Genomic DNA, 17,438 nt, shown 5'->3' on the forward strand with positions numbered 1-17,438 from the left:
CGGTGGGGGAAACTCTGCTGCCTTTTTTATTATTTAGGAAATACTGGATGCAACATCACGTTGCTTTTATAAATAAATATTAAAAATTCAAGCAAAGATATCAATAGGGAGGGAATATTATGTTAAACAGGGAGATTATTGAAAATATCTTTAAAACAGCTTTGGTCAGGGGAGATTTTGCGGAGATATTTTTTGAAGAGAAAGACACATTTTCACTGACTTTATCATCACAAAAAATAGAAAAAGTACTTTCTGGAAGTGATTTTGGAGTTGGGATCAGGATTTTAGACGGATCAAATGTGGTTTATGGGTATACAAATAATTTAGATGATGAAAACTTACTTTTAATTACAAAAAAACTGGCTGATTCATTGGAAAAAAAAGAAACGTCAGCAGAGGGTAGAGTAGGAGAAGCTAAAGTGGAAACAACTCAGCATAAGATCAAAAGGATGCCGGATACAGTGCCTGTAGGAGAAAAAGTGGCATTGTTGAAAAAAATAGATAGAGTAGCCAGGGAATATGATGAAAAAATCAGCCAGGTAGAAGTCTCGTATTTTGATACTGTGCAAAATATTAAAATAATCAATTCAGAAGGACTGAATACCAGTGATACCAGAGTTCATACTAGGATAAGTGCAAAATGTATAGCAAAAGATGGAGAAAATGTACAAACGGGATCATCTGCTCCAGGGGGCCAGAAAGGGTTTGAGTTTTATAGTGAAGATGTAGATGTAACAGAAGTTGCAAAGGAAGCTGCCAGACAGGCTCTAACACTTTTATCTGCTGATGATGCTCCCAGCAAGGAGATGACAGTTATCATGGAGAATGGATTTGGAGGGGTAATATTCCATGAAGCCTGTGGACATGGACTAGAAGCTACATCTGTGGCTAAAAAATTATCTGTATTTACAGATAAAATTGGAAAAAAGGTAGCCAGCAGCTGTGTAACTGCCATCGATGACGGGACTATCACCAATGGATGGGGATCTATGAATATCGACGATGAAGGCAATAGGGGGCAAAAAAATATTTTGATAAAAGACGGAATACTCCAGGGGTATATGATCGACAGATTAGGAGCCAGAAGGATGAAAGGAGAGTCCACTGGTTCCGGGAGGAGAGAATCCTATAAATTTGCCCCTACTTCTAGGATGACGAATACATTTATTGCACCTGGAACTTCTACTTTAGAGAATATGTTAAAAGGGGTAGAATTTGGGCTATATGCAAAATCAATGGGGGGAGGAAGTGTAAATCCTACAACTGGTGATTTTAATTTTGCAGTTTTAGAAGGTTACCTGATAGAAAATGGAAAGATCACAACTCCTGTAAAGGGGGCTACTCTAATCGGGAATGGACCTGAAATTTTACAAAAAATCGATATGGTAGGAGATAACCTGTCTTATGCTCAGGGAGTTTGCGGGGCAGATAGCGGGAATATCCCGGCAGATCTAGGGCAGCCCAGGATAAGAGTTTCATCGATTACAGTAGGAGGGAGAAAATAACTATGAATTATACTAATTTATTTAATATAGCTAAGGAAAAAAATATAGAGGAGCTGGAACTTTATTTTTCCAGGAGTAGTTCTACTTCAATTGAATTATTTAACTCAGAGGTGGAGGAATACAAAGTCTCCGATGTTTCGGGGATCTCATTAAAGGGTAAACACAATGGGAAAGTGGGTTCTGTGTATACTGAAGAGATCTCTGAAGAAAAGGCAGTTGAAATGCTGGATCGGTTGATATTAAACGCTACAATTGTGGAAACAAGTGAGGAGTTTACTCTCTTTGAAGGGAGTGAAAACTACCCGGAAGTAAAAACATTTGATGAGGATATAAAAAATATAGAAACAGCTGATAAGATTGAACTACTCAAAAAAATAGATAAAAAGGTAAGGAGTTATGAAAATATAGATACCCTTCAAGGTTTGGTATTTATAGATAAAGAAAGAGAAATAAAGATAATCAACTCCAAGGATTTAAACTTAGATAAAAGGGATAATTCTATTTTAATTTACTGTTATGCTACGGCTAAAAAGGGTGATGATATCAAAACAAGTGGAGAATTTGTCTTGACAAATGATATTAATAGTATTGATGTAGATAAATTTGCTGAAAAAGTAGCTTTAAATACAACAAATAAGCTGGGAGGAAAAAAAGCTGATTCCGGTAAGTATAGAACTCTCCTTTCAAATGAAGTCGCAGCTGATCTATTGGAAGGAATGAGTTCTAGTTTTTCAGCTGAAAATGTCCAAAAAGGATTGTCGATGTTAGAAAGGAAGGTAGAGAATCTTGTATTTTCTAAAAAAATTACCATAACAGATAAACCACTGGTGGATTTTGGTCCTAATTCAACAGGGTTTGATGATGAGGGTGTAGCTTCATCTGATAAGATTGTTGTTGAAAATGGAGTGTTAAAGACATTCTTGCACAATAGAAAAACAGCTGAAAAAGATGGGGTAAAAAGTACCGGGAATGGGTTTAAAGGAGACTTTAAAGGGCTGGTAGCGGTTAAACCAACTAATTTTTCAGTTGAAAAGGGAGAACTATCCTTAGAAGCGTTGACTTCCAAGGTAGGAGACGGGATCTATATAGATGATCTATCGGGAATCCATGCAGGATTAAATCCGGTTACCGGGGACTTTTCCTTACAGGCAGGGGGAGTTTTAATTAAAGACGGGAAGCTAGATCGCCCTATAAATCTAATAACAGTTGCAGGGAACTTTTTTGAGATGCTAAAAGATGTAAATGATCTTGGAGATGATTTTAAGTATAATTATTCTGGAGTGGGTTCACCGTCACTATTTATAAATGAATTGAGTATATCGGGGAAATAAAAAGATCTATGTCATTTTAAAATTAAAGATAGAAATAGGTGGAAAGTGAACTTAGACAGATATATAATGATTGAGAGCAAGGATTGACAGAATTATAGGGTATATAAAGATAGTAGGGAGAGGTCTCTACTATTTTTTTATGAAAAAAATTATTAAGACAATCGACAGATTTATCATCTAAGTTTAAGAAAAAATACAGGAGGAGAGGATGAGGAATTTATTTATAGTTGCTTTTATATTTGGTATGGGAATTGTGTCTTGGATGAAACCTAAAAAATATAGTTATATAATTCCTGCATATATACCATTAGGAGAAAGGTTCGATCTTGATTTTGACGGGATAGCTGAATTTTCAAATAAAAACAATGTGATAATAATAGTCAATCCAAATAACGGGCCTATAAGCAGGGAGGAGAATAGATATTATTTTGAAAAATTAGAGGAGAAAATAAAACAGATACAAGATAATGGTGGAAAAGTTATCGGGTATGTGTCTACCGGTTATGGAAACAGGGATGGAAAGGAAGTAGAGAAGGATATAGATCTTTGGGAAAAGGAGTGGAATATAGACGGGATATTTTTAGACGAAGGGATGGGGAGCTGTGGTGACAATTGTGAAAGGCTGATAAAAAAATATCAGGATTACTACGAGTATATAGGAAGTAAAATTATCGTTACAAATCCAGGATATACAGATGAGAATTATGAAAAGTTTTTAAAAGACGGGGTGATTATGATAATCTTTGAGAATACCTATAAAAAATTTATATCTCCTGATAACTATCTAAGTAATATGAATCTAAAAAAGGGGGAAAAAGGAGTTTTACTCCATACCGCTCCTAAAGATATAGATGAGAAAGAAATAAAAAAATTATATAAAAAATATGATTTGGATTATATATACTTAACTTCTGAAAATTGGGACACCATATCATTGAAACTTTTGGAGGAGTTATAGTATACTGTAAGAAATAATGGAGGACAAATAATGAATGAAATTTTAAAAATAATTAAAGAAAGAAGAACCACCAGATCTTATAAAAAAGAGATGATTACAGAGGAGGAGTTAAATAAAATAATAGAAGCGGGGATGTGGGCACCCAGTGGACACAACAGACAACCTTGGCATTTTACGGTAATAGAAAATAAAGAGATTATGAAAAAAATAAATTTTGATACAAAGGAAGTATGTAAAAATATCGATGACCCTCTTTATTTTGGATGGGCCAATAACGATAAGTATGATGCATTCTATGGTGCCCCGATTTTAATCTTACTTTCCTATAGTGAGAATGGATTTTCACCAATTGATGATCTGGGGGCTGTAAGTCAAAATATGGGATTAGCAGCAGAAAGTATTGGTATAGGCAGCTGCTGGATTGGGTTTATCAATAAACTATTTGAGAGTAGTGGTGAAAAACATGAAGAATATACAAAGTTACTAAATATACCAAGTGGTTATATATTGCATCATGGAATAGTATTTGGATACCCTGCCAAAGAAAAATTAAAATCACAACCAAGAAAAGGGAGTTATAATAGGATAAAATAAAAGCAGCGTGATGTCGGATCCAGGTAATAAAAAATGGAGGTTAAATTATGAAACATAAATTAAATAAAAAAGTTGTAAGAATAATAATTTTATTATCGGTAATATTTTTGATGTTTAATGTGATAAACTCAAAACAACCAAAGGAAGTAGGAGTAAGGGATTATATGCCAGACAAACCTATGGTTAAAATCTTTGATGGTGGATTTGAAGGGGCTGGAAGTGTAGAAGTAATAGACAAGATAAAGGGTGAATTTTATCAGAAAAAAACTATAGACACAGCTACCATGGGAGCGGCTGTTTATCGTGTAAATAAAGATGGTTATATGTTGGTATACAGGGAAGGAGAGACAGATCAGTTAAAGGATAACTATATAGATGAGAAATCGAACAATAATTTGATCCTACTCAGATCACCTATAAAAAAAGGTATCTCTTGGATAAATGATGATAAATCGACATATAAGATCTTATCTATAGATGAAAAGATAGAATTAATGGGAGAAGAGATAGAGGCAGTTAAATTAAGATATAGAAAGGACGGCTCTGAATATTATATCTATTTTGCAAAAGGACTAGGGATAGTCGGGATAGAGTCTGAAATGGGAAACAGTAGATTGACAGAAGTAAAGTATGATGTAAAGGATTATCTTTCAAAATTAAAAAAGGAAGAGATGAAAAACTAAGGATAGAAGAAAACTGTACCTTAAAAAAATTCAATTGAAGAGATATAAATTCATGATATCAGTGGTTAAGGAAAGATTTCTGTGATTGTTTAAGGCCAGTAAATATGATATACTGTTATGAAAATAAATAATATAGGGTGAATAAAATTGAACGGATTAATTAATGTAGACAAACCCAAAGGATATACGTCCTTTGATGTGATTAGAAAATTGAAAAGAATATTAAATATGAAAAAAATAGGACATACGGGGACTTTAGATCCGCTGGCAACAGGGGTACTTGTAATCTGTCTTGGAAGAGCTACTAAACTAGCTAATGTGATAGAAGCCAAGGAAAAAACCTATATAGCTGACTTTATTTTAGGATCAAAAACAGATACCTACGATACTGAAGGGGAAGTTATAGATAGAAGTGATGTTAAAGTAACAGGTGAAGATGTAAAGGATGTATTATCTAAATTTAGAGGAGAGATAAAACAAGTTCCTCCTATGTATTCTGCACTAAAAGTAAATGGTAAAAGACTCTATGAACTGGCTCGTGAAGGGGTAGTAATTGAAAGAAAAAGCAGAGATGTGGTAATATCAAAGTTAGAGTTGATGGAATTTGATGAAAAAACACAGACAGGAAAACTTTACTGTGAGGTATCGAAGGGAACTTATATCAGGTCATTGATCTTTGATATGGGGGAAGAGCTTAAAACCTATGCACACATGAATGGACTCAGAAGAACCCAGGTTGGAGAATACCTGGTAGAGGACGGATTTACCATTGAGCAGATGGAAGAGATGGGAGAAAATGGCGATCTCTCTTTTGTAACCAGCGTAGAGGACAGTTTTAACTTTGAAAAAGTAGAATTAAAAGATGAAAAACAGATAAAATTATTTTTAAATGGAAATACAGTGGTGTGCCAAAAACCAAATGACAGATATAGGATCTATGTAGATAAAGAATTTGTCGGGTTAGGAGAGGTCATTGATAATAGATTAAAAGGCTGGAAAGTATTTTAGACAAAATTTGTGAGGTGAAAGAATGAAATTGATAAAAGCAATGAGAGGGACTAGAGATATCTATGATGTAGAAGCTCTAAAATTCAACTTTATAGAAGATACAGCAAAAGAGTTATTGGAAAACTACGGTTTTGGTAGAATGATAACTCCTACATTTGAATCTACAGACTTATTCAAAAGAGGGATAGGAGAAGGAACGGATATCGTAGACAAGGAGATGTATACATTTTCTGACCGTGGAGATAGAAGTATAACTCTAAGACCTGAGGGGACAGCTCCGGTAGTAAGATCATATTTAGAAAATAAGACCTATGCTAAGGAAGATCTGACTAAATATTATTATATCAATAATATGTTCAGATATGAGAGACCACAGGCAGGAAGATATAGAGAGTTTTATCAGATAGGTGTGGAAATATTAGGTAATGCATCACCTATGGCAGATGCTGAAGTTATATCTATGGGATACAGACTGATGGAAAAATTAGGAATAGAAGACCTAAAGGTTAACATAAACTCTGTAGGAGGAAATGAAACAAGAGCAAAATATAGAGATATTTTAGTGAATTATCTTACTCCTAAAAAAGAAGGATTATGTACTGACTGCCAGACCAGGTATGAAGCTAACCCCCTTAGAGTTTTAGACTGTAAAAATAAAGGATGTCAGGAATTGACAGTAGACGCTCCAATGTTACCTGATAATTTGAATGCTGAAGAGAAGGCACACTATGACACTGTAAAAGAGTACTTAGACATGTTTGGTGTGGAATATATAGAAAATCCAAGATTAGTTAGAGGATTAGATTACTACTCAAGTACAGTATTTGAGATTATAACTGAAAAATTAGGATCTCAAGGAACAGTATTGGGTGGTGGAAGATACGATAACTTAATCAAACAATTAGGGGATAAGGAAGTTCCAGCAGTAGGATTTGGATCGGGCCTAGACAGACTGATGATGCTATTAGGAGAAGAGAAGATCGTAAATACTCCTGATGTATATGTAAGCTGGGTGGGAGAAGAAAATATAGACTACGCTTTCTTAGTAGCTAATAAATTAAGGGATAATGGAGTAAAAGTTTATATTGAATATGCACCAAAATCTGCTAATGCTCATAGAAAAAAAGCATTTAAACTGGGAGCTAAAAGGGAAATAATCATAGATGCTGATTCAAAAACTAATAAAACATTAGGATTGAAAGAATTAAGCAGCAGAGATGTAGAGGTAGTTGCATTTGATGAGTTATTAAATAAAATAAAGTAATAAATAGATCATAATGGTAAAAATATTTTATATAAAATAGTGAGGTATAGGAATGAATATTTACAGGACCCATAAATTGGGAGAATTAAGAGCAGAAAATATCGGTGAAGTAGTAACTTTATCTGGTTGGGTAGCAACTAAGAGAGACTTAGGAGGATTAACTTTTATCGACCTTAGAGATAGAGAGGGAGTAACTCAAATAGTAGTTCCTCAAGATGCCACTGAAGAGATGAAAGAAATAATATCTAAAGTTAGAAGTGAATATGTAATCAAAGTAACTGGAGAAGTAAAGGAAAGATTCTCTAAAAACGACAAGATGGCTACTGGAGATGTAGAGGTATTCATCACAGATATAGAGGTATTAAACTCAGCAGAAGTATTACCATTTGAGATCTCAGATGATGCTAATGTAAACGAAAATTTAAGATTAAAATATAGATACTTAGATATCAGAAGACCTGCTATGATGAATAATATCAGAAAAAGACACGATATGATGATGGCTATTAGAAGATTCATGGACGATAGTGAATTTATCGAAGTGGATACTCCTCTATTAACTAAGTCAACTCCTGAAGGAGCTAGAGACTTCCTAGTACCAAGTAGAATGAATAAAGGTAAGTTCCATGCATTACCTCAATCACCACAATTATTCAAGCAATTATTGATGATTGGTGGAGTAGAAAAGTATTTCCAAATTGCTAAATGTTTCAGAGATGAAGATCTAAGAGCAGATAGACAATTAGAATTTTTACAACTAGATATGGAGATGTCATTTGTAACAATGGATGAGGTAATGGAATATGTAGAAGGATTATGTAAGAAGGTGTTTACTAGAGTAACTGGTGAAGAAGCTAACTATTCATTCGAAAAGATGCCATACTATGAGGCTATGAGTAGATTTGGTTCTGACAAACCTGATGTTAGATTTGGAGTAGAATTAAAAGACTTAACTTCTATAATGAAAGATTGTGGATTTAAGGCGTTCTCTGGAACTGCGAACTCAGGTGGAATAGTAAATGCTATCGTAGCACCAGGACAAGCGACTAACTTCTCTAGAAAAGTTTTAGGAGATTTAGAAACTTATGCAAAAACTTATTTCGGAGCTAAAGGTTTAGCTTGGATCAAAGTAACTGAAGAGGGAGTAAACTCTCCAATCGCTAAATTCTTCTCAGAAGAAGAGATGGCACAAATCTTAGAGACTACAGGAGCAAAAGTAGGAGATGTTATCTTAATCCTAGCTGATAAAGCAAAAGTAGTTTATGGTGGATTAGGAGCACTTAGATTAAAATTAGGAAATGAATTGGGATTAATCAATAAAGACAGTCATAAATTCCTATGGGTAGTAGACTTCCCTATGTTTGAGTGGAGTGAAGAGGAAGAGAGATATAAGGCTCAGCATCACCCATTCACATCTATCAAAGAAGAGGATATGGAGATGTTCTTGGCTGGAGATCAAATGGATAAAGTAAGAACTAACTCTTATGATATCATCTTAAATGGTTTCGAAATTGGTGGAGGAAGTATTAGAATCCACGATAGAGAAGTACAAAAAGTTGTATTTGAACAACTAGGATTAACTGAGGCTGAGATCAAAGAAAAATTTGGTTTCTTCGTAGAAGCATTTAAATATGGTGCTCCTCCCCATGGCGGATTAGCATTTGGTGTGGACAGATGGTTAATGGCAATGTTAAAGCAAGACTCTATAAGAGATGTAATTCCATTCCCGGTAACTAATAAAGGACAATGTCTGTTGACTGAAGCTCCTGGAAATGTAGATATAGATCAATTAGAAGAATTATCGCTAACTAGTACTTACGAAGAAGCGACTAAGTAATAAAAAAAAGGAGTGGTGAAAACCACTCCTTTTTATATAAGTATCAGACTTCACCTTACTTAAGAAAAAATCATAAAAAGAAGTTTTAAAGGTTTCGCCTTTAATAGGAGTTACTTTGATGCCACGAGTACTAAAATTAATTCTAATTTGTAGAATAAATTTTAAATGTGGGAAAGAAAAAGTAACGAAAAAGTTCAAGAAGGTTTTTAATTAGTGGTAAAGAAGGTCCAGAACTCTAACTTTTTTGTATCTCTTTTATATGCTATAATTATTTGGAAGAATTTAAAAAAATTAGGAGGAAGATATGGGGAGAGGTTTGATAACGGTGATACTTGGGATTTTAATGGGTGTCTCTGCCATGGCAGTCAATATAGCAGGAGTAGATGTAAAAGAAAATTTTATTGCTGCAGATAAAAAAATGGTATTAAATGGTGCAGGGATCAGAAAGAAGTTATTTTTTAAACTCTATGTAGGGTCATTGTATTTACCGGAAAAGACGGTGAATGCCAAAGCTATTGTAGAAGGGCATGAAAATATGACTATTGAACTAAATATCATATCTAAATTAATCACCAGTGCCAAGTTAAAAGAAGCTTTGGAGGAGGGGTTTGCCACTGTAGAACCTGAAAAGATGGAACTCATTAAGGATAAACTAAAAATTTTTACTGGTATATTTAAAGGAGGAAAAGTTAAAAGGGGAGATGTATTCACTTTTAATTATATAGATGGAAAAGTGGAAACATATAAAAACAAAGAGCATATTTTGACTACAGAGGGGCAGGATTTTAAAGAGGCGTTATTCGGTATCTGGCTGGGAGACAGAGCCATAGATAAAGGTTTAAAGGCAGAGATGCTGGGGAAATCTTAGATCAAAGAATGTAGATTCTATAAAAATTTTAAGTTTGTCGGAGAAACAGGAGGAAAGATGAAGAAAATAAATTTTGGAATAATTGGGACTGGAAGGATAGCCCAGCAGTTTATAGATGAAGCTCAAAAAAATGAAAAAATAGATATAGTTGGTATTTGTGCCAGAAATTTTGAGAAAACGGCGGAGATAGCAAAAAAATACAATATAGAAAAACCTTATGAAAGCAGCAGTGAGATGTTAAAAGATGAAGATATAGATGCTGTTTATATTGCTACTATGCACCCGACCCATTTTGCCTATACTATAAAAACTCTAAATGGGGGAAAGCATGTATTGTGTGAAAAACCGGCAGTATTAAAAAAAGAGGAGTTGGAAGAGGTAATAAAGTTAGCAGAAGAAAAAAAACTCTTGTTTATGGAAGCTATGGTAGTAGGGTTTAACCCCCTTTATAAAAAGATGAAAAAGCTGATAGAAGCTGGTCAGATAGGGGCTGTAGTCCATGTAGAGTCATCTTTTGGGAGTAAAAGTACCAAAGTTCATAAGCACAATCCTAAACAGGCCGGAGGAGCCCTCTATGATATAGGGATCTATAATATATTTTTATTGACAGACCTGTTGGGGATCCCTACTGAGATAGATGTAAGGGCAAGGAAAAACCAGTGGGGAGTAGAGGGGAGTGTGACAGGGCTCTTGGAATATGAAGGGGGAGTTAGTGGCAGTTTCTATGCTACTATGGATTCTATCTCTGGAAACAGTGCTAAAATAATAGGTACAGATGGAATGATAGAAATCCCTGATACCTGGACTGTAGCTGAAAAATTTGTTTTGAAGAGGATAGGAGAAGAGGATAGGAGTTTTGAGATGAAGGAAGATAAGTGGCTGGGCTATGAGATGGAATCTTTTGTAGATACTCTCCTAAATGGGAAGAGTCAAAACGAAATTATGACTTATGAAAAATCTCTAAACCTCCACAAGACTATAGACATGGTCAAGGAGAAATTAGGGTTTAAATATGAAAATTTAGAAATAGAAGTAAATTAGGAGGAGAGATGGCAGGAATAAAATTTGAGATTGAAGAAAAGTTAGGAGTACTAAGTGAAAGAAAGGGATGGACTAAGGAGTTAAATCTGGTTTCGTGGAATAATAGGAAGGCTAAAGGTGATATCAGGGAATGGGACGAAACTCATGAGAAAATGGGGAAGGGAATTACCCTTTCATGGGAAGAATTAGTGGAATTAAAGAAAATATTAAATGATATGGATTTATAGAAGATAGATCTGCTTTCGGTTAGGAAGAACGGTATTTTACCGTTCTTTTTTTATTGAAACCTAAGGCTGTGTTACAATGAAGAGGAATAAAATAAAATTTGGGGTGAAAAAATGTTTTTTTAATATCTTTGTGCTGAGATTATTGGAGGAGTTATTGGTTTAATAATAGGTGTTTTAGGTCTTCTGATAGGTGGGAGAGAGATCTTTTGGAATAAATATTTTATGAGTATAGTATTTGTAGTAGCTGTAGGAGTGGGATTAGTTGTATTTAAGATAATAATCTAGTTTAAGGGTAGAGTGAAAGGGTGTAGATCCTCTCCTCTAGATTTTATGTTGGATTCGTGATAAAATTATTCTAAATGTCTGAGAATGTTTTAGTGCGTAATATAGAGAAAATTAATATATAGGAGATAAAATTTTATGAGTATTTTAGATGTAAGCAGGGTAAGCCACGGATATGGGGCTAGAACAATTTTAGAGGATGCTTCCTTTAGATTGTTAAAGGGAGAGCATGTTGGTTTAGTAGGAGCTAATGGAGAGGGGAAATCAACTTTCCTAAATATAATAACGGGGAAACTTATGCCTGATGAAGGAAGAGTAGAGTGGTGTAATCATATTACCACAGGATATTTGGACCAGTATAGTAGTCTGGAGGCGGGTAAATCTATCAGAGATATCTTAAAGTCAGCCTTTGCTCCTATGTTTAAACTGGAACAAGAAATCATGGAACTCTATGAAAAGATGGCTACGTGCAACGAAGTTGAAATGGAGATGATCTTGGAAGAGGTCGGAGAGATTCAGAGTATTTTAGATGGCTCAGAGTTTTATAACTTGGATTCAAAAATAGAATCCTATGCAGCCGGATTGGGATTGATGGACATAGGGCTGGAAAAAGATGTAGCAGAGTTATCTGGTGGTCAAAGGGCTAAGATTTTATTAGCTAAAGTTTTACTTGAAAACCCTATGATCTTAATCTTGGATGAACCTACTAACTTTTTGGATGAGGATCATATTATCTGGTTGAAGAATTTTTTACAAAACTATGAAAATGCATTTATCCTGGTATCCCATGATATTCCATTTTTAAATGATGTAACCAATGTAATCTATCATATTGAGAAAGCAGAACTGACTAGATATACAGGTGGATACCATCAATTTTTAGAGATGTATGAATTGAAAAAACGTCAAATAGAGCAGGCCTATAAAAAACAGCAAAAGGAAATAGCTCATTTAGAGGATTTTGTAGCACGTAATAAAGCTCGTATAGCAACTACTAATATGGCTAAGAGTAGACAAAAGAAATTAGACAAAATGGATGTAATAACTCTAGAGCGGGATAAACCAAAACCACAATTTTATTTTAAAACTGCGAGGACTCCATCAAGAGAAGTTATTACAGTAAAAGATTTGGTGATCGGATATAATGAACCATTAACTCGGAAGTTGAATTTTACTATAGAAAGAAATGAGAAAATTGCAATCAAAGGAGTAAATGGGTTAGGAAAATCTACCTTGATAAATACTATATTGAGAAAAATCAAGCCTATTTCTGGTGAGATAGAGCATGGTCAATTTTTAGAAGTGGGGTACTTTAAGCAAGAGGAAGATAGTAGTGGGAAGACTGCTTTAGATGAATTTTGGGATGAGTTCCCATCGCTGACTAATGGAGAGGTAAGATCTGCTTTAGCTAAATGTGGGTTGACTAAAGATCATATCGGGACAAAGATGAGAGCTCTGTCTGGAGGAGAAAACGCAAAAGTAAGATTGGGTAAGATTATGAATCGTGAGATCAACTTTTTAGTATTGGACGAGCCGACTAATCATTTGGATGTAGATGCTAAGGATGAGTTGAAAAAAGCTATAAAAGAATTTAAGGGGACTGTATTTATAGTAAGTCATGAACCTGAATTTTATATGGATATAGTAACAGATGTTTGGAACGTTGAGGACTGGACAACAAAAATCATATAAACTTTATTTATTAGATATAAAATGCTGAAATAAAAAAGGAAATCCAATTGGATTTCCTTTTTTTAATCTAGGGAATTATAAAAATTATAAAACCTAAATTATCCTTGTCTGGATGCAACGTCACGTTGCTTTGTTATTTTTTATCTTTCATTGCTATTTTTAAGCAAAGGGCGAATCCACCCCAAAGAAGGGATATGCTGCAAACAAAAACGATGATAGCACTACTACTCATATAAATTACCTCCTAATTATTGTTTAAATGATAATTTTGTTATTCTAATTCTAATTCTAATTCAAGTTCGTTGTTTATAGGTTCATTGTATATTTTATCTTCAAATTCTTGAGAACCTTTTTTCTTTGTTAGAATAAATGCTCCAATTGTCATAATTATCATAACCCCCAGACCATAAACTCCCAATGCAGTTAAAGAATAACCGCCGTACGGACTGATGATCTCGCCTTTTATCTTAAGTGCCAGCATAACAACTAAAATAAATGAAGTTCCTTTAATTGCCCAAACCCACCATTTTCCAACTGTGAAATCAGACAATTCATTGACATAAACTCTAACACTTTCAAGGTTGAAAACCCAACCTAAGATAACTAATTCTAAGATACCGGCAATAACTATTCCATATTGATTAGTAGCGTAGTCTACGATATCCAATACATATAATCCGCCATTAGTGGCAACCAGTAGTGATAAAGCTCCCGAAGCAAGTGTAAACCTATTTAAAGCCTGAACCCTGGTTAATTTAAACTTATCCGAGATAGCAGCTACTACTGCTTCCATAATAGACATAGATGATGATAATCCTGCGAAGATAAGCGTAGAAAAGAATATTCCGCCAATTAATCCATTCATTCCTGGTAACTGATTGATGGCTTCCGGGAATACGATAAATGCTAATCCTACACCAGCAGTTGAAACTTCGGCTACACTGACACCTTGAGTTTGAGCCATAAATCCTAAGATAGAGAATACTCCGATACCAGAGATTAAACTGAAACTACAGTTTCCTAAGCCGGTCATAAAAGCATTGTTAACAATATCTGACTTTCTAGGCAGGTAACTTGCATAAGCAATAATGATAGAAAAGCAAATACTAAGTGAGTAAAAGATCTGACCATATGCAGCTAACCATACCTTTGGATCGGTTAATTTAGAAAAATCAGGAGTAAAGAAATAATCTAATCCAGCCATAGCACCAGGAAGGGTAACTCCTCTAACAACTATAATTAATAATGCAACAACTAAAAGCGGCATAAAGATTTTATTTGCTTTTTCCAATCCGTTTTTTATACCTAATCTAAGAACACCATAGTTGATTCCCCATACTAATAGTACTGGAGCAGCAACTTTAAGGTTTAATCCGCCAAGATTCATAGGAGAATCTGTCAATTGTAAATAGTCACCGAATAAAAACGCCTTTGTATCTGTGCCCCATGCACCTGTAAAAGCGAAGAAAAGGTAACTGAAGGACCATCCGATAATAACCACATAATATGTAGCTATAAAAAATGAAATAAGTGTTTGGAACCATCCAAGAGCTTCATATTTTCTGTTCAACTTTGCAAAAACTCCAGGAACACTAGAACGAATCTTATGTCCCATAGCAAATTCTAAAATCAATAATGGTATACCTGCTGTAAATAGTGCAATTAAATAAGGGATCAAAAATGCTCCACCACCATTACTTGCAGCTACATATGGAAATCTCCAGATATTTCCTAAACCGATTGCCGAACCTATAGCGGCAAGAATAAACCCTGAACGAGAACCCCACTGGCCTCTATTTTCTTCTTTACTCATAAATATCACATCCTTAAATTTTTAATAATAAAATAAAAAATTACTAAATTATCGTTATATTATATACTGATTTTTTAATATGTCAATACCATTTTTTAAAATTAACTAAAAAAAGTATAATTTTATTAGTATAAAAGTATTTTATTTTGTATGTGTGATGGGGTGCGAAAGAAAAGAATCTGGTGGAGAGAGGATAGCATATGAAAGTAAAATAGGGTTTAAAAAAATTAAGCAAATAAAAAAACCTGTAAAATTTGATACTTTTTAGTATCTGATTTACGGGTTTTTATATCCTTAATTTGGTTTTATTTGTTTGGATTTTTTATTGCTATTTTTAAGCAGGCATCAAACCTGTCTCAGAGATAAATATCAACAATAATAGGATTAGCATTCTTAAATTATCTCTTGATCATTTTATTCATCTAAATCTAATTCAAGATGATTGCCTATAGGGTCATGATAGATATTATTTTCGAATTCCTTGGATGCTTTTTTCTTTGTCATGATAAATGACCCGATTATAATGGCTGTCATAACACCTAAACCATAAACCCCCAATGCAATCCAAGGGTACCCTTCATATGGAGTGGTAATTTCTCCTTTAATCTTGAGGATCAAGATAATAATTAGAATAAAAGAAGTCCCTTTGATTGCCCAAATCCACCATCTTCCGACTCTAAAATCGGATAGTTCGTTGACGTAAGTTCTAACACTCTCAAGGTGGAAGAACCAGCCTAAAATGATTAACTCTAAGATACCGGCAATAACTATTCCATATTGGTTGGTAGCGTAATCTACGATATCCAACACATATAATCCACCGTTAGTTGCAAACAGTAATGATAAAAGCCCGGAAGTGAGTGTGAACCTGTTTAAAGCCTGTACCCTGGTCAAATTAAATTTATCTGATATGGCTGCGACTACCGCTTCCATGATAGACATAGATGACGATAACCCGGCAAAAATAAGTGTAGAAAAGAAGAGTGCACCAATCAATCCATTCATTCCTGGTAATTGGTTTATAGCTTCCGGGAATACGATAAATGCTAACCCTACACCGGCAGTAGAAACTTCGGCTACACTGACACCTTGTGTGTGTGCCATAAATCCAAGGATGGAGAATACTCCGATACCAGAGATTAAGCTGAAACTACAATTTCCTAGTCCGGTCATGAAAGCATTGTTGACAATATCTGATTTCTTGGGCAGGTAACTTGCGTAGGCATACATGATAGCAAAACAAATGCTCAGGGAGAAAAAGATCTGTCCATATGCTGCTAACCATACTTTTGGGTCGGTTAATTTAGAAAAATCAGGACTAAAGAAATAATCGAGACCATCCATAGCACCGGGGAGGGTAACGCCTCTGATTACGATAACTAATAATGCCACAACTAAAAGAGGCATAAAGACCTCATTTGCTCTTTCCAATCCATTTTTTACACCTAATCTGAGGACAGTGTAGTTGATTCCCCAAACTAATAATAACGGTATTACAATTTTTATGTTTAACCCTCCTAAATTCATAGGAGAATCTGTCAATTTTAAATAATCGCCGAATAAAAATGCTTTTGGATCTGTTCCCCATGCCCCTGTAAAAGCAAAGAAAAGGTAACTGAATGACCAGGCGATAATAATAACATAATATGTGGCTATGGAAAATGAAATAAGTGTTTGAAACCATCCGATAACTTCAAATTTTTTATTCAGTTTTCCGAATACACCGGGAGCACTAGAACGAATCTTATGTCCCATGGCAAACTCTAAGATTAGCAATGGAATTCCTGCTGTAAAGAGTGCAATCAGATAGGGTATTAGAAATGCTCCGCCACCATTATTTGCAGCTACATATGGAAATCTCCAAATATTTCCTAAACCGATTGCAGAACCTATAGCAGCTAAAATGAATCCTGTACGGGATCCCCATTCCCCTCTGTTTTCTTCGGTACTCATAAATATCACATCCTTTTTTAATATACAATATAATAGAAGTTCTCATACCAATTGATTTTTGATGATTTTTTTATTACAACTAATTATACAATATAGGATAGGAAATTCCTTTTGAGGAGATGAAAAAAGTCAATATATTAATCTTTATTTTTAGTATAGAAAAAACCTGTAAACTTTGGCACTTTTAAGCGCCTAATTTACAGGTTACAATTCATTTTATTTTGATTCTTTTCTGCTTACTTTTATTTGTTTTCATCTCTCATTGCTATTCTTAAACAAGTAGCAAATCCACCCCAAAGAAGAGTTAAACTGCAAACAGCAACGATAATAGCTCCTGTACTCATATAAATACCTCCTAATTATTATTTAAATAATGTTTTTT

General features: G+C 34.4%; 16 protein-coding genes. 12 read left to right on the top strand and 4 right to left on the bottom strand.

The window, feature by feature from the left end; all coding sequences use genetic code 11:
- Positions 1 to 119: 119 nt before the first annotated feature.
- From NRK67_11455 to NRK67_11510, 12 genes are all read left to right on the top strand, one after another.
- Positions 120 to 1,505, top strand: coding sequence for a TldD/PmbA family protein (locus NRK67_11455; GenBank protein UUV17902.1), 1,386 nt, complete (start codon positions 120 to 122; stop codon positions 1,503 to 1,505).
- Between the two features lie 2 nt (positions 1,506 to 1,507).
- The gene (locus NRK67_11460) at positions 1,508 to 2,836 is read left to right on the top strand and encodes a TldD/PmbA family protein (GenBank protein UUV17903.1); all 1,329 of its coding nucleotides are present in this window, start codon (positions 1,508 to 1,510) and stop codon (positions 2,834 to 2,836) included.
- A 208-nt stretch (positions 2,837 to 3,044) separates the two neighbouring features.
- The gene (locus tag NRK67_11465; protein ID UUV17904.1) at positions 3,045 to 3,794 is read left to right on the top strand and encodes a spherulation-specific family 4 protein; all 750 of its coding nucleotides are present in this window, start codon (positions 3,045 to 3,047) and stop codon (positions 3,792 to 3,794) included.
- A gap of 30 nt (positions 3,795 to 3,824) precedes the next feature.
- The gene (locus NRK67_11470) at positions 3,825 to 4,388 is read left to right on the top strand and encodes a nitroreductase (protein UUV17905.1); all 564 of its coding nucleotides are present in this window, start codon (positions 3,825 to 3,827) and stop codon (positions 4,386 to 4,388) included.
- 47 nt (positions 4,389 to 4,435) lie between these two features.
- Positions 4,436 to 5,071 carry a hypothetical protein gene (locus tag NRK67_11475; GenBank protein UUV17906.1) on the top strand — a complete coding sequence of 212 codons (636 nt, stop codon included), beginning with the start codon at positions 4,436 to 4,438 and terminating at the stop codon, positions 5,069 to 5,071.
- Positions 5,072 to 5,218: 147 nt separating this feature from the next.
- The gene (gene truB / locus NRK67_11480) at positions 5,219 to 6,079 is read left to right on the top strand and encodes a tRNA pseudouridine(55) synthase TruB (protein UUV17907.1); all 861 of its coding nucleotides are present in this window, start codon (positions 5,219 to 5,221) and stop codon (positions 6,077 to 6,079) included.
- 22 nt (positions 6,080 to 6,101) lie between these two features.
- Positions 6,102 to 7,343, top strand: a complete 1,242-nt coding sequence (gene hisS / locus NRK67_11485) for a histidine--tRNA ligase (GenBank protein ID UUV17908.1) — start codon at positions 6,102 to 6,104, stop codon at positions 7,341 to 7,343.
- A 52-nt stretch (positions 7,344 to 7,395) separates the two neighbouring features.
- Complete coding sequence (gene aspS / locus NRK67_11490) at positions 7,396 to 9,180, top strand: aspartate--tRNA ligase (protein ID UUV17909.1); 1,785 nt, start codon at positions 7,396 to 7,398, stop codon at positions 9,178 to 9,180.
- Between the two features lie 304 nt (positions 9,181 to 9,484).
- Positions 9,485 to 10,048 carry a chalcone isomerase family protein gene (locus NRK67_11495; protein UUV17910.1) on the top strand — a complete coding sequence of 188 codons (564 nt, stop codon included), beginning with the start codon at positions 9,485 to 9,487 and terminating at the stop codon, positions 10,046 to 10,048.
- 57 nt (positions 10,049 to 10,105) lie between these two features.
- Complete coding sequence (locus NRK67_11500) at positions 10,106 to 11,089, top strand: Gfo/Idh/MocA family oxidoreductase (protein UUV17911.1); 984 nt, start codon at positions 10,106 to 10,108, stop codon at positions 11,087 to 11,089.
- Between the two features lie 8 nt (positions 11,090 to 11,097).
- Positions 11,098 to 11,316 carry a PC4/YdbC family ssDNA-binding protein gene (locus NRK67_11505; protein ID UUV17912.1) on the top strand — a complete coding sequence of 73 codons (219 nt, stop codon included), beginning with the start codon at positions 11,098 to 11,100 and terminating at the stop codon, positions 11,314 to 11,316.
- Positions 11,317 to 11,736: 420 nt separating this feature from the next.
- The gene (locus NRK67_11510) at positions 11,737 to 13,290 is read left to right on the top strand and encodes an ATP-binding cassette domain-containing protein (GenBank protein UUV17913.1); all 1,554 of its coding nucleotides are present in this window, start codon (positions 11,737 to 11,739) and stop codon (positions 13,288 to 13,290) included.
- 133 nt (positions 13,291 to 13,423) lie between these two features.
- On the opposite strand, the gene NRK67_11515 is transcribed toward NRK67_11510, so the two are convergent.
- From NRK67_11515 to NRK67_11530, 4 genes are all read right to left on the bottom strand, one after another.
- Complete coding sequence (locus tag NRK67_11515) at positions 13,424 to 13,522, bottom strand: MetS family NSS transporter small subunit (GenBank protein UUV17914.1); 99 nt, start codon at positions 13,520 to 13,522, stop codon at positions 13,424 to 13,426.
- Positions 13,523 to 13,561: 39 nt separating this feature from the next.
- Complete coding sequence (locus NRK67_11520) at positions 13,562 to 15,103, bottom strand: sodium-dependent transporter (GenBank protein ID UUV17915.1); 1,542 nt, start codon at positions 15,101 to 15,103, stop codon at positions 13,562 to 13,564.
- A gap of 414 nt (positions 15,104 to 15,517) precedes the next feature.
- The gene (locus NRK67_11525; GenBank protein ID UUV17916.1) at positions 15,518 to 17,056 is read right to left on the bottom strand and encodes a sodium-dependent transporter; all 1,539 of its coding nucleotides are present in this window, start codon (positions 17,054 to 17,056) and stop codon (positions 15,518 to 15,520) included.
- Between the two features lie 242 nt (positions 17,057 to 17,298).
- Entirely contained in the window at positions 17,299 to 17,400 is a 102-nt protein-coding gene (locus NRK67_11530; GenBank protein ID UUV17917.1) for a MetS family NSS transporter small subunit, read from the bottom strand.
- Between the last annotated feature and the right edge of the window lie 38 nt (positions 17,401 to 17,438).

This window comes from Fusobacteria bacterium ZRK30, from assembly GCA_024628785.1.
Lineage (GTDB): Bacteria > Fusobacteriota > Fusobacteriia > Fusobacteriales > Fusobacteriaceae > Psychrilyobacter.